This window comes from Aeromonas lacus, assembly GCF_000764665.1.
In the GTDB taxonomy this organism is placed as follows: domain Bacteria; phylum Pseudomonadota; class Gammaproteobacteria; order Enterobacterales; family Aeromonadaceae; genus Aeromonas; species Aeromonas lacus.
Genome location: NZ_JRGM01000146.1, coordinates 1 through 13,922, shown reverse-complemented (window position 1 = coordinate 13,922; position 13,922 = coordinate 1). Strand labels below are relative to the sequence as shown.

The window sequence follows — 13,922 nt, the reverse complement described above, 5'->3', positions numbered from 1 at the left end:
TCTTTAAAAGCAATACGGCCGCCCCGTATACTGTGGCAAATTCCTCTCTCTGGAGCCTTCTCTTGCTGCTACGTATTTTTACCCTCGCCTGCCTGCTGATCCTTGGCGGTTGTGCCACCACTCAGCCCCAGCGGGCCCAGGTTAACTGGGATCAGGAACGAACCCGCCTCGAACAGCTCACCCATTGGGAGCTTTCCGGCAAGATGGCCATCATCACTCCCCAGCAAAAGGGCAGCGCCCGCCTCAACTGGCAGCAGGATGGCGATGATTATCGGCTCAACCTCACCAGCCTGATCGGCACCAGCATTCTCGAGCTCTCCCGCAGCAAGGGCGAAATCACCCTGATCGACAGCGAGGGCAAGCGTCACCAGAGCCAAGATGCCGAAGGGCTGATCTATCAGCTCACCGGCTGGAACATTCCGGTCGCCGGTCTGCCGGAGTGGATCAAGGGGCTGCCGGGCGAGGCCGACTTCGAGCTCAACCCCGACAGCAGTCTGGCCCGGGTGCGTGACGGCCAGTGGCAGATCGTCTATGGCGACTACCGGGATCAGGATGGCTACCGCCTGCCCCACCAGCTGACCATGACCGGTCAGGGCAGCCGCCTCAAGCTTCAGATCAACCAATGGACTCTTGCACGCTAATGGCTTCCACACGCTGGCCGGCACCGGCCAAACTCAACCTGTTCCTGCACGTCAATGGCCGTCGTCCGGATGGCTACCACGAGCTGCAAACCCTGTTCATCTTCCTCAACCACGGTGACTGGCTCGAATTCGAGGTGATTCCAAATAACGACACCCTCACCCTGAGCCCGGCCATTCCCGGCGTACCGGATGAGCAAAACCTCATTATCCGTGCCGCCCGCCTGCTGCAGGCAAGGCTGCCCAGCCCGCAGGGAGCCCATATCCGGCTGGAGAAGGTGCTGCCCATGGGGGGGGGTATCGGCGGCGGTTCGTCCGATGCGGCCACCACGCTGGTTGCTCTCAACCACCTCTGGCAGGCTGGTCTTGACGAAGATGAACTGGCAGCGCTTGGGGTGCAGCTGGGCGCCGATGTGCCGGTCTTTGTCCGTGGCAAGGCAGCCTTTGCCGAGGGGGTTGGCGAGCGACTGCAACCGGTCGAATTGCCCGAGTCATGGTATCTGGTGCTCAAGCCGGATTGCCATGTGGCAACCGCTGTCGTGTTCCAGGATCCGGATCTGCCCAGAGCCACGCCGAAGATGGCTTTGCACAACCTGATGGAGGGGGAGTGGAAAAACGATTGCGAAGCGCTCGTGAAAAAGCGCCACCCCGAGGTTGCCAATGCGCTCGGCTGGTTGCTAGAATACGCGCCGTCAAGAATGACGGGCACAGGAGCCTGCGTCTTTGCTCAGTTTGAAGACGAAGTGACTGCTCGGGAAGTGTTGGCCAGAGTGCCGAAGGGGCTGGATGGGTTTGTTGCCAAGGGCGAGAACATATCACCACTCCTCGTTACTTTGCAACAATTCAAATGATTGGGGTATCGCCAAGCGGTAAGGCAGCGGGTTTTGATCTCGCCATCCCTAGGTTCGAATCCTAGTACCCCAGCCAATTTGATCTGATGGCAGTGACGCGGGCGATGTCGTGCTCGCCCACGTCGCAGGGCTCACCCCCCTTTCTGCCATCCCGATGCGGCTATTCCCTTGCTCGTTGTCTGGCTAAATCGTTTGCCCCAAAACGATAAGGGTCTGATTTCAGACTCCCCCCACATACTGGATGCAACCCCGAGGTTTCAAACCGTGCCTGACATGAAGCTGTTTGCTGGTAACGCAACGCCGGAACTAGCCCAGAAGATCGCAGATCGCCTGTTTATCAAACTCGGCAATGCTGCCGTAGGTCGCTTTAGCGACGGCGAGATCAGCGTACAGATCAACGAGAATGTACGCGGTGGCGATATCTTCATCATTCAATCCACCTGTGCCCCGACCAACGACAATTTGATGGAATTGATCGTCATGGTGGATGCACTGCGTCGTGCTTCAGCTGGCCGTATCACTGCCGTAATCCCCTATTTTGGTTATGCCCGTCAGGACCGTCGCGTCCGCTCCGCCCGTGTGCCCATCACCGCCAAGGTTGTCGCTGACTTCCTCTCCAGCGTGGGTGTGGATCGCGTGCTGACCGTTGACCTGCATGCCGAGCAAATCCAGGGCTTCTTCGACGTTCCGGTAGACAACGTATTCGGTAGCCCGGTGCTGCTGGAAGACATGAAGTCCAAGAACCTCGAGTCCCCTGTCGTTGTATCGCCGGACATCGGCGGCGTCGTGCGTGCACGCGCTATCGCCAAGCTGCTGGACGATACCGACATCGCCATCATCGACAAGCGTCGTCCCCGCCCGAACGTCTCCCAGGTTATGCACCTGATCGGTGACGTTGCCGGTCGCGACTGCATCATCGTTGACGACATGATCGATACCGGCGGCACTCTGTGCAAAGCTGCAGAAGCCCTGAAAGAGCGTGGTGCCAAGCGTGTATTCGCCTACGCTACCCACCCGGTCTTCTCCGGTTCTGCCGTCGAGAACATCAAGAACTCCGTGATCGACGAACTGATCATCACCGACTCCATCCCGCTCACCGCGGAGATGAAGGCGGTCGGCAAAGTCAAACAGCTGACCCTCTCGACTGTTCTGGCCGAAGCCATTCGTCGCATCAGCAACGAAGAGTCCATCTCTGCCATGTTTGAGCATTGATAGATTCAGCAATAACGAAAACCGCCATCAGGCGGTTTTCGTCTTTATAGACCCCGGCTATATGTACGACCCTGCCTGTGGCAGGTGTTAAGGATTTACCCATGAATGGCTTGCGCCCCCTCCTGCTTGCGACCCTGACCTCCGCCCTCTTCGCCTGTCAGCCTGCCAAAGAAAATCAGCCCTTCGTGCTGACTCTGGCTCACATGAACGATACCCACTCCCAGTTTGACCCGGTCAACGCCGAGCTGAAGGGGCATATCTTTGCCCAAGAGGGGAAGACGGATACCCTCTACACCCGTTTCGGCGGCTACCCGCGGCTGCTGACCATGGCCAAGGCCTATCAGGCCGATGCGCTGGCCCAAAACCACGCCATGCTGCTGCTGCACGGCGGCGATGCCTGGCAGGGCAGCGGCTACTTCAAGCTCAACGAAGGGATGGCCAACGCCGAGCTGCTCAATCAGTTCGGCCTCGATGCCATGGCCCTTGGCAACCACGAATTCGATCTCGACAACCAGAAGCTGGCCCGCTTCATCACGGGGGTCAACTTCCCGGTGCTGGCCGCCAACCTCGACACCAAGGACGATCCCGCCCTCAGCAAAGTGGCCAATCTCAAGCCTTTCACTGTCTATGCCTTTGACGGCAACCAGAAGAGCCCGGTCACCGACATCAATAACCTGCCGCAAGGCAAGCAGCTGGTCGCCGTTATCGGGCTGGTGCTGGAAGATATGGGCAACATCGCCCCCAACGTCGGCAAGCTGCGCTTTGCCAAGGAAGTTGAATCGGCCCAGGCCACGGTCGACATGCTGCAAGCCAAAGGGATCCACCAGATCGTGGCGCTCACCCACATCGGCAATGAACGGGATCTGGCGCTGGCCGCCAAGGTGAACGGCATCGATGCCATCGTCGGCGGCCACTCCCACAGCCTGCTCGGCGATTTTCGCAATATCGGCTGGGGCAACACAGGTGAATACGCCAAGCTGGTGACCAACCCGGACGGCATCGGCAAGACCTGCGTGGTGCAGGCTGGCTCCTACGCCCAGGCCATTGGTCTGGCGCAGGTGAGCTTTGATGGTCAGGGTCATGTGACCGACTGTCAGGGCCACAACAGCCTGCTGGCCAGCCGCGACTTTTTCGCCGATGCGGCGCGCAAGCAGCCCCTCGACGAGAACCGCAGCAAGGAGGCGAGCCAGTTCATCGACAACCAGCCCAATCTGGTCACCGTGGATGAAGATCCCCGCCTGCGCGGCATCATCGACAGCCACTACAAACCGGCGCTGGAGAAAGCCTATGGCCCGGTGATCGGCACCATTCCCGAGCAGTTGCAAAATGCCCGTCGCCCCGGCGACAACGGCAGCGACAGCCATGGCTCCGACGTGGCACCGCTGGTTGCCGAAGGGGAGTTCTACTGGGCCAATACCCCGGCTGTTCAGGCCCTGACAGGCGGTCCGGTCGACTTCGCACTGGTGGCGGTGGGTGGCGTGCGCGCCGAGCTGCCGGCCGGCGAGTGGCGCGAGGGAGACAGCTCCCTCACCCTGCTGCCGTTCAAAAACCAGCTCGCGGTGCTGACCCTGACCGGCGCCGAGGTGCGCGCCCTGCTGACCGAGACCATCACCGCCACCCTGCCCGCCAGCGCCCATGCCGGCAAGTTCCCCTATGGTGGCCACCTGCGCTACACCTTTCAGGAGACCAACGCAGGCAAGGCGGGCACCCTGACCCAACTGCAGCACAAGACGGCGAGTGGCGAGTGGCAGGATCTGGTGGATAGTCAGCACTATCGCGTGGTGATGAACGCCTACAGCGCCAACGGCAACGACGGCTGGCAGGCACTGGCCAATGCCCAGCGTCAGAAGAGCGAGCGGGTCGACATCGCCAGCGTCAACGGCAAGCTGACCGCCTTCCCGGTGCTCAAAGTGGCACAAAACGGCGAGCTGCTCGGCGCCGTCTATGCCCCGGGCAAATCCCTCGACTGCAAAGCAGCCGGGGTCGATTGCGGTACCGATGCCGCCTCCTTCGTGGAGTATGTGCGCGATGCCCGCCCCACTCTGACCGCTCTGGATGAGGAAACTGTCACCCTGCTGCGCGCCAAATAACCGGGTCATCAGCAAATCGACAGAGAACGGGCCTCTCGCAAGAGGCCCGTTTGTCATCCATTGGCCGCCAAAATCGCTCAAATCCCGCCATAACATGCACATTGGTTGAGTGATCGCCACTCGGCGGCTAGAATATTGCGTCCTATTGCCCTGGGTAGTGTGCCCATGGCAGCTGCGAGTGAAGACATCAAGCGTGACAAGCCAAATCAAACTGATCGTCGGACTGGGCAATCCCGGCCCGGAATATGCCAAAACCCGCCACAATGCGGGCGCCTGGTATGTGGAGCAACTGGCCCGCTGGCACAATGTCAGCCTGCGCGAAGAGCCCAAGTTCTTCGGCCATACTGCCCGCATTCTGGTTGATGGGCAGGATGTGCGACTGCTCATCCCGAACACCTACATGAACCTCTCCGGCAAGGCGGTCGCCGCTCTGGCGCGTTTTTATCAGATTGAGCCGGAAGCGATTCTGGTGGCCCATGATGAACTGGATCTGCCCCCGGGCATCGCCAAGTTCAAGCAGGGTGGTGGTCACGGCGGCCATAACGGCCTCAAGGACATCATCGCCAAGATGGGCAACAACAATAACTTCTTCCGGCTGCGCCTCGGGATCGGCCATCCCGGAGCCAAGGAGCTGGTCGCCGGCTTCGTGCTGACCAAGGCGCCCAGCAGTGAACAGAACCTGATCGACGCCGCACTGGACGAGTCCCTGCGTGCCACCGACATCCTGTTCAAACAAGATATGACCAAGGCCATGAACCGGCTGCACAGCTTCAAGGCCGAATAAAGCATGACACGGGCCGCCTGCGGGCGAGCCTCACAGCATCCATCAAGTAAGGTAACAATCCATGGGTTTTAAATGCGGTATCGTGGGCCTGCCCAATGTAGGCAAATCCACCCTGTTCAACGCGCTGACCAAGGCCGGTATCGAAGCCGCCAACTTCCCGTTCTGCACCATCGAGCCGAACACCGGTGTGGTGCCGATGCCGGATCCCCGCCTCGACCAGCTGGCGGCCATCATCAATCCGCAGCGCGTTGTGCCTACCACCATGGAATTCGTCGACATCGCCGGTCTGGTAGCCGGTGCCTCCAAGGGTGAAGGTCTGGGCAACCAGTTCCTGGCCAACATCCGTGAAACCGAAGCGATCGGCCACGTTGTGCGCTGCTTCGACGACGAAAACATCATCCACGTTGCCGGCAAGGTCTCCCCTGCCGACGACATCGAAGTGATCAACACCGAGCTGGCCCTGTCGGATCTGGACGCCTGCGAGCGCGCCATTCACCGTCAGTCCAAGCGCGCCAAGGGCGGCGACAAGGATGCCAAGCTGGAAGTCGAAACCCTGGAGAAGATCAAGGTTGCGCTGGAAAACGGCCAGATGATCCGTGGCATGAAGCTGGACAAGGAAGAGCTGGCCGCTGTCAGCCACCTCAACTTCCTGACCCTCAAACCCACCATGTACATCGCCAACGTGGCGGAAGATGGTTTCGAGAACAATCCCTATCTGGACAAGGTGCGCGAGATCGCAGCCGCCGAGAACGCGGTTGTCGTGGTCGTCTGCTGCGCCATCGAAGCTGACATCGCCGAGCTGGACGACGAAGATCGCGCCGAGTTCATGGCAGACCTTGGCATCGAAGAGCCTGGTCTGAACCGTGTTATCCGCTCCGGCTACCAGCTGCTGAATCTGCAGACCTACTTCACCGCTGGTGTGAAAGAGGTGCGTGCATGGACCATTCCGGTCGGCGCCACTGCCCCGCAAGCGGCTGGCAAGATCCACACCGACTTCGAGAAGGGCTTTATCCGCGCCCAGACCATCGCCTTTGAAGACTTCATCACCTACAAGGGTGAGCAGGGCGCCAAAGAAGCGGGCAAGATGCGCGCCGAAGGCAAGGACTACATCGTCAAAGATGGCGATATCATGAACTTCCTGTTCAACGTCTAATCCTGCGGTGGCCGCAGTTTGCGGCCCGGGACGACAAAAGCCCATCCGGCAACGGATGGGCTTTTTCTTTTGCGCTTGGCAACGCGGCCTTGCCGCTTTCACAAAGCCGTGACTCATAGCCGATTGCTAGAGCTTGACCATAATGTGGCGCGGTACCGTGTAATCCTCCAGCGCGTAGAGGGAGAGATCCTTGCCGTAACCGGACATCTTCATCCCGCCGTGGGGCATCTCGGTGGCCAGCATGAAGTGGGTGTTGATCCAGGTGCAGCCATACTGAAGCCCGGCTGCCACCTTGTGGGCCAGCCCCAGATCCCGGGTCCAGACCGAAGAGGCAAGGCCATAGTCGGAGTCGTTGGCCCATTGCACCACCTGCTCGGCGTCGCTGAAACGGGTCACCGACACCACGGGGCCGAACACTTCGCGGCGCACGATCTCGTCCTCCTGACGGGCCCCCACGATCAGGGTCGGCTCGTAGAAGAAGCCGCTGCCGGGGCGCATCCGCCCGCCGGTGGTCACCTCCATATGGCCACTGGTGACGGCCCGTTCGACAAAGCTCGCTACCCGATGGCGCTGGCGATCGGAGATCAGCGGCCCCATCTCGACCCCCTCTTCATACTGGGTACCCACCTTGATGGATGAGACCGCATCGGTCAGGGCAGCGACGAAGCGGTCGTGCAACTTGTTCTGCACATAGATGCGGCAGGCGGCGGTGCAATCCTGCCCGGCATTGTAGAAACCGAAGGTGCGAATGCCAGCCACAACCGCATCAAGATCCGCATCGTCAAAGATGATGACCGGCGCCTTGCCACCCAGTTCGAGGTGGGTACGCTTCATGGTGCGCGCCGCGCTCTGCAGGATCTTCTGGCCGGTGGCGATATCGCCGGTGAGCGACACCATCCGCACCAGCGGATGCTCCACCATCGGCGCGCCCACACTCTCGCCACGGCCGCAGATGATGTTGATCACCCCGCGCGGGAAGATCTCGCTGGCAATCTCCGCCAGCAACAGGGCGCTCAGCGGGGTCTGCTCCGATGGCTTGAGCACCACCGTATTGCCGGCCGCCAGCACGGGGGCAATCTTCCAGGCGGCCATCATCAGCGGGTAGTTCCAGGGGGCGATGCTGCCCACCACCCCGATGGGATCGCGGCGGATCATGCTGGTGTGACCGTCGAGGTACTCGCCCGCCAGCGGCCCGTGCAGACAGCGGGCGGCACCGGCAAAAAAGCGGAAGCAGTCGACTACCGCCGGCAGCTCGTCACCCAGCACGGCCGCATAGGGTTTGCCGCAGTTGAGGGACTCGATGGCGGCGAAGGCCTCGGCCCGCTCCTCGATGGCGGCAGCAAGGCGCAGCAGCAGGTTGCTGCGGGTCGCCGGCGTGGTGTGGCGCCAGGTGCCAAAGGCGCGCTGGGCGGCGTTGACGGCGCGGCTCACCTGCTCGAAGGATGCCTCCGGCAGCTGGACAATCAGCTCACCGGTCGCGGGGTTGAGTACCGGTTCGCTCGGACCTTCCCCTGTCACAAACTGGCCGTCGATAAGTTGCTGGGTCGAAATGTTCATGAATAACCTTCCTTGGTAATTAGCGCACGGCGTCGTTGCCATCGCGGGTCAGGTAATAGGCGAGCAGGATCGGCACCGTGGTGACGGCGACGATGATAAGGGCAACCACGTTGGTGACCGGGCGATCTCGCGGCCGGATCAGCTCCTGATACATCCAGATGGGCAGCGTGGTCTGCTGGCCGGCGGTAAAGGTGGTGACGATCACCTCGTCAAAGCTGAGGGCAAAGGCCAGCATGCCGCCCGCCAGCAGCGCAGTGGCGATGTTGGGCAGGATGACGTAACGCACGGTCTGGAAACCGTCGGCCCCGAGATCCATCGATGCCTCGATGAGCGAGCGGTTGGTACGGCGAAAACGGGCCAGCGCATTGTTGTAGACCACCACCACACAGAAGGTGGCGTGGCCGATGACGATGGTCCAGAAGCTGAAGGGGATCTCCAGCGCACCGTAGGCCGAACGCAGCGCCAGACCGGTCACTATCCCCGGCAGGGCAATAGGCAGGATCAGCATCAGCGAGACCATCTCCTGACCGAAGAAGCGGCTGCGGGCGATGGCGGCGGCTGCCAGCGTCCCCAACAGCAGGGCAACCAGAGTGGCAAGGCTCGCCACCTCCAGCGAGAGCTGGATGGCGCGCCAGACATCGGGACGCTCGAAGGTCACCGCGACCCAGTGGAGGGTAAAGCCCGGTGGCGGAAACTGGTAACTCTTGCTCTCGGTAGTGAAGGCATAGAGAAAGATAAAGAGGATCGGAAAGTGCAGGAAGGCGAGCCCGCCATAGGCGGCCACCCGCAGGGTACGACCCGGTTGATCAAAGCGCATCGAAAGCCCCCAGACGTTTTGCCACCATCAGATAGACGGCGATGATGAGAATGGGCACCAGCGAGAAGGCCGCGGCGAAAGGCAGGTTGCCCGCCGTGCCCTGCTGCATGTAGACCACCTGACCGATGTAGAGGGTGGAGTTGCCGATAATGCCCGGGATGATGTAGTCGCCAAGGGTCAGCGAGAAAGTGAAGATGGAGCCGGCCACTACCCCCGGCAGCGCCAGCGGCAGCAGCAGGGTACGGAAGGTCTGCCCCGGAGTGGCCCCGAGATCGGCGCTCGCCTCGATAAGGGAGAGAGGGATCCGCTCCACGGCTGCCTGAATGGGCAGGATCATGAAGGGGAGCCAGACATAGACGAAGACGATAAAGGTGCCGATCCGTGAAAACGACAGCGAGGGGCCGCCAATCTCCGGCAGACTGAGCAGCGCCTGCAACACCCCGTCCAGCCCCAGCTGACCCGCCAGCCAGTTCACCGCCCCCTCCTTGGCGAGGATCAGCTTCCAGGCGTAGACCCGCACCAGATAGCTCGACCAGAGCGGCAGCATGATGGCGATGTAGAAAAAAGCCCGCTGCCGCCCTCTGGTGTAGCGCGCCATGTAATAGGCAATGGGAAAGGCGATCAGGGCACAGGCCAGTGTCACCAACAGAGACATGGTGACGGTACGCAGGATCACATCCCGATTCTCGGGGCGCGCCAGATCGATAAAGTTCTGCCAGGTGAACTCGTGGCGGATCTGGCCGCTGAACTCGTCGAGCCCGAAAAAGGAGTTGGAGAGCAGCATCAGCAGGGAGCCGGCATAGATAAGGCCAAGCCAGATGAGGGGTGGCCCGAGCAGGATCCCCAGCAGCAGACCGGAGCGGCCATAAAGCAGGTTCGAGAGGCGCCGACGCAGCGGCGCACGGGGAAGCACGGTTGGCATGGTCAGACTCGCACTGTTCATGGGGTCGCTCCCAGAGCGTGCACGGCAGGCGCCGCCCAGCTTAGCGAGACCCGCTCCCCGAGCGGCAGGCGCGCCTGTCCCTCGTTGGGGTGGTTGACGATGAGTTCGATGTCACTGTCGATGCGTACCCGATAGCGCACATAGGGGCCGAGATACTCCACCTCACGCACCTCGCCGGACCAACCGGGCACTCCGGCCGTGGCGAGCCGGATCCGCTCCGGGCGCACCATCACCTGACCGCTCTGGCCGGTGAGACGGTGGGCGGCCTCCCCTTCGAACAGGTTGACGCTGCCGACAAAGCGAGCCACGAAGGGGGTGGCTGGCGTGTCGTAGATGGTCTCGGGAGAGGCGACCTGCTCGATGCGACCCTGATTGAAGATGCAGATGCGATCGCTCATGGAGAGCGCTTCCTGCTGATCGTGGGTCACGAAGATAAAGGTGATGCCAAGCTGGCGCTGCAGCGCCTTGAGTTCGAGCTGCATCTGCTCGCGCAGCTTGAGATCGAGGGCGCCGAGCGGTTCATCCAGCAGCAGCACCCGCGGCTGGTTGATGAGCGCGCGCGCGATGGCGATACGCTGGCGCTGGCCACCAGAGAGCTGACCCGGCCGGCGATCCCCCACCCCGGGCAGGCGCACCAGTTCGAGCATCTCGTCGGCACGGCGGTGGCGGGTGGCCTTGTCGATCCCCTTGATCATCAGCCCGTAGGCGATGTTGTCCCGCACATTCATGTTGGGAAAGAGGGCGTAATCCTGAAAGACGGTATTGAGAGGGCGCTCGTAGGGTGGACGCGTCGAGCATTCCTCGCCAAAGAGACGGATGGTGCCACCGGTCGGGTACTCGAACCCGGCCAGCATCCGCAGACAGGTGGTCTTGCCGGAACCGCTCGGCCCCAGCAGGGAGAAGAACTCCCCCGGCGCGATGGCCAGCGACACCTCGTCCACCGCCTTGACGGCGCCATAGTGACGGCTCACCCGTTCAAACTGAACTGCGTGCATGAATTGACTCCAGAGTGAGGGGCCGGCAAGCCGGCCCGGACGTGTCAGCGGCCGCCAAGAATGGCGATGTAATCGGAGACCCAGCGGTAGTAAGGGACGCAGGTTCCCTGGCTCTTGCACTGGCTGACCGGGGTACGCCAGAAGTGCACCCGGGCGAAGTTGTCAGCCCCGTTGGTCTTGCACCCTTCGGCGCCAAGCAGGGCATTACCCTGGCAAGCCGCGGGAACCACAGGCACGGAACCAAACCAGGAGGCGAGATCCCCCTGCAGCTTGTTGTCGAGAGAGTGTTCAAGCCACTGATAGGCACAAACCGGGTGTTTGGCTTCGGCATGCAGCATGGTGGTATCGGCCCAGCCGGTGACCCCCTCTTTGGGTACCACGGTGGCAACCGGCTGCTTGTCCGCGGCCAGCGTATTGGCCTGGAAGGGCCAGGAACTCGACGCCACTACCCCTTCATTCTTGAAGTCGTCGATCTGCACGAAGGCATCGTGCCAATAGCGACCAACCAGTTGCCGCTGCTGGCGCAGCAGCTCCAGCGCCGCCTTGTACTGATCCTCATTCAGCTCGTAGGGATCCTTGATCCCCAGCTCCGGCTTGTGCGTCATCAGATAGAGAGCGGCATCGGCGATATAGATGGGGCCATCAAAGGCCTGAATACGCCCCTTGTTGGGCTTGCCATCGGGCAGGGTCTGGGCTTCGAACACCACGGACCAGGAGTCGGGCGCCTTGGGGAAGACCTTGGTGTTGTACATCAGGACGTTGGATCCCCACTGGTAGGGCACGCCGTAGTGCTTGCCGTTTACCGTGTGCCAGGGGGCATTTTGCAGACGGGGATCAACCTTGCTCCAGCTGGGGATGCGCGACAGATCAAGGGGTTGCACCTTGCCACCGGCGATGAGACGCAGACTGGCATCTCCCGAGGCGGTCACCAGATCGAAGCCCCCTTCATTCATCAGGGCGACCATCTCGTCCGACGTGGCGGCGGTCTTCACCGTCACCTTGCAGCCGGTAGCCTGCTCGAAACCGGTCACCCAGTCATAGTTCTTGTCGGTTTCGCCCCGCTCCACGTAGCCGGCCCAGGCGACAATGTCGACCTGTCCCTCCCCTTTCTGCGCTGCGTGCAGCGGCAGGGATGACGCCAGCAATCCGAGACAGAGTGCAGTCAGTCTCATGGTGATCTCCTTCTCCAGTAGTGAATTAACATCCTGTTAACGCTTGAGTGAGCGTAGGGGAAGGAGAGAGCAATGAGAATTTCAATTTTCAGGGGCCAAGCTATCGGGAAAAGTGATATCGACGTCGTATGAACCCTATCTAGCCGGCCCGAGCCGGGCGCGCAGCCGCCCCTGCTCCTTGGCTATTTCAATAAATTCGCGCGCCGCCCACGGCAGACGCGAGCCACGTCGCCACACCAGTCCGATATCGATGGCGGGGATCGGCTCCTTGATCTCCCGCGCCTCCACCCGCTCCTGCTCCAGCGACCAGGGGCGGTAGGCAAAATCCGGCAGCAGGGCCAGACCGAGATGGCTGGTCACCAGACTGCGCACCGCTTCCACCGAACCGGTGCGCAGCACGATGCGCGGCCGCAGGCCATAACGACGCAGTCCAGCCTGAATCACCTGCTCCATCTGGTCGGCGGTGAGGGCGATGAGCGGCTCGTTGGCCAGTTCGGTCAACGAGATGGAGGGCTGGGCGCAGAGAGGGTGATTGACCGGCAGCCAGAGCCGTAGCGGTGAGCGGGTCAGCAACTCGGTATCGAACGCCTCGTGGCGGATGGTGCGGTTGGTCATCAAGAGCCCCACGTCGATCTCGCCATTGACCAGCTGGTGCTCGAGAAACGCCTGCTCATCCTCTTTCACTTCTATATGCACTGCCGGAAAGAGGCGGCGAAAGCGGCCGAGGGCATCGGAGAGGTAGTAACCCGCCACCAGACTGGTGACACCTATGGTGAGGCTCCCCTCCTCTTCGCGTGCGGTTCCTTTCAGGGAGTGGGCCGCATCGCTCATGGCGCCGAGGATGCGCCGGGCATGGAGCAGAAACTGGTGGCCCTGAGGGGTGAGCGTCACTCCGCGCGGGCCACGCTCGAACAGGGTGGCGCCCACCCCCTCCTCCAGCTCGCGAATGGCGCCGGTGACGGCGGACTGGGAGATGTGCAGCTCCTGGGCTGCGCGGCTCACCGACAGACTGTCGGCAACGGCCACGAAATAGCGGATCTGGCGAAAAGTGAAGTTCATCGGGCGTCCTTGCCTTTGGTGACTCTCCCAAGCTTACCGACTTGACCGGGTTGCGTCAGGGGAAAGAGGGGTGAGACGGCTCGCAAAAATGACGTTCACTCCCGGCTTGTCGGCCAGAAGCCACTTATATGGAACTCAAATGACAACAACCCATATTGCAATCGGGGAGCGCGTCTACGCTAGCAGCACTCAAAACCGCAAAAAGCGCCTCTGAAATGTCAGTGGCATGCCAAAAATCTCCCTGTTGACCCGTTTGTAGCGGCAAATCCCCACAAGACCAAGCTGCTGCAAGCGATCATCGAATAAGATATTGATTTAAAAAGTAGCAACTGGACGATATAGAAAGGAGCCACACACTCTTCTCTCCCAGTAGCAGTCCCCTTTCCTCTCCTCTCTACCCTATGGCAAGGCAACCCTCACGAGCCTGCGTTTTTATCTTTTGCCGTTACACCAAAGCAGGAGATGACGTAAAAAAATGCAGATTGTTGGGCTTTTGCGCAACAGAGACCAATAACTGGCCAAACGCACTCAAATTGAGTTTTTCTGGCAAAAAAATGGTTGACGCCCCAGAGCCAGATACGCATAATTCGGCCCGCACGGTGACGAGGTAACGACTCACCGGAAGCAAGGTTGGCTATGTAGCTCAGTTGG

General features: G+C 61.2%; 12 protein-coding genes, 1 tRNA gene and 1 pseudogene. 7 read left to right on the top strand and 7 right to left on the bottom strand.

All coding sequences use genetic code 11. The annotated features are described in order from the left end of the window. Positions 1 to 62: 62 nt before the first annotated feature. The 7 genes and pseudogenes from lolB to ychF all read left to right on the top strand — a co-directional run bounded on the left by lolB (position 63) and on the right by ychF (position 6,728). Positions 63 to 641 (top strand): lipoprotein insertase outer membrane protein LolB, encoded by a 579-nt coding sequence (lolB, locus tag LG31_RS0115365; protein ID WP_033115318.1) that lies wholly within the window; start codon positions 63 to 65, stop codon positions 639 to 641. After that, positions 641 to 1,511, top strand: a pseudogene (gene ispE, locus LG31_RS0115360) (4-(cytidine 5'-diphospho)-2-C-methyl-D-erythritol kinase). Before lolB ends, ispE begins: the two are co-directional and overlap by 1 nt. Beyond that, a tRNA-Gln gene (locus LG31_RS0115355) sits at positions 1,491 to 1,565 on the top strand. Before ispE ends, LG31_RS0115355 begins: the two are co-directional and overlap by 21 nt. A gap of 188 nt (positions 1,566 to 1,753) precedes the next feature. Beyond that, positions 1,754 to 2,701, top strand: a complete 948-nt coding sequence (locus tag LG31_RS0115350) for a ribose-phosphate pyrophosphokinase (protein WP_005343846.1) — start codon at positions 1,754 to 1,756, stop codon at positions 2,699 to 2,701. A gap of 101 nt (positions 2,702 to 2,802) precedes the next feature. Next, positions 2,803 to 4,791 (top strand): bifunctional metallophosphatase/5'-nucleotidase, encoded by a 1,989-nt coding sequence (locus LG31_RS0115345; protein ID WP_033115316.1) that lies wholly within the window; start codon positions 2,803 to 2,805, stop codon positions 4,789 to 4,791. Between the two features lie 193 nt (positions 4,792 to 4,984). After that, a complete protein-coding gene (gene pth / locus LG31_RS0115340; RefSeq protein ID WP_033115315.1) occupies positions 4,985 to 5,575 on the top strand; it encodes an aminoacyl-tRNA hydrolase in 591 nt (196 codons plus the stop codon). Between the two features lie 61 nt (positions 5,576 to 5,636). Continuing rightward, entirely contained in the window at positions 5,637 to 6,728 is a 1,092-nt protein-coding gene (gene ychF, locus LG31_RS0115335) for a redox-regulated ATPase YchF (RefSeq protein ID WP_033115314.1), read from the top strand. A gap of 126 nt (positions 6,729 to 6,854) precedes the next feature. On the opposite strand, the gene LG31_RS0115330 is transcribed toward ychF, so the two are convergent. The 7 genes from LG31_RS0115330 to LG31_RS21665 form a co-directional block, all read right to left on the bottom strand. Next, positions 6,855 to 8,285, bottom strand: coding sequence for a gamma-aminobutyraldehyde dehydrogenase (locus tag LG31_RS0115330; RefSeq protein WP_033115313.1), 1,431 nt, complete (start codon positions 8,283 to 8,285; stop codon positions 6,855 to 6,857). Positions 8,286 to 8,304: 19 nt separating this feature from the next. After that, positions 8,305 to 9,102: an ABC transporter permease gene (locus tag LG31_RS0115325; protein ID WP_033115312.1), complete on the bottom strand. Its 798-nt coding sequence runs from the start codon at positions 9,100 to 9,102 to the stop codon at positions 8,305 to 8,307. Continuing rightward, the gene (locus LG31_RS0115320; protein ID WP_033115311.1) at positions 9,092 to 10,045 is read right to left on the bottom strand and encodes an ABC transporter permease; all 954 of its coding nucleotides are present in this window, start codon (positions 10,043 to 10,045) and stop codon (positions 9,092 to 9,094) included. The genes LG31_RS0115325 and LG31_RS0115320 overlap by 11 nt, the downstream gene beginning before the upstream one ends. Next, positions 10,042 to 11,040: an ABC transporter ATP-binding protein gene (locus LG31_RS0115315; protein WP_033115310.1), complete on the bottom strand. Its 999-nt coding sequence runs from the start codon at positions 11,038 to 11,040 to the stop codon at positions 10,042 to 10,044. Before LG31_RS0115315 ends, LG31_RS0115320 begins: the two co-directional genes overlap by 4 nt. A 44-nt stretch (positions 11,041 to 11,084) precedes the next feature. Then, positions 11,085 to 12,212: an ABC transporter substrate-binding protein gene (locus LG31_RS0115310; protein WP_033115309.1), complete on the bottom strand. Its 1,128-nt coding sequence runs from the start codon at positions 12,210 to 12,212 to the stop codon at positions 11,085 to 11,087. A gap of 135 nt (positions 12,213 to 12,347) precedes the next feature. Then, positions 12,348 to 13,271, bottom strand: a complete 924-nt coding sequence (locus tag LG31_RS0115305; RefSeq protein WP_033115308.1) for a LysR family transcriptional regulator — start codon at positions 13,269 to 13,271, stop codon at positions 12,348 to 12,350. 416 nt (positions 13,272 to 13,687) lie between these two features. Beyond that, positions 13,688 to 13,922, bottom strand: a 235-nt coding sequence (locus LG31_RS21665; RefSeq protein WP_238567529.1) for a hypothetical protein, incomplete at its 5' end; no start/stop codon positions are given.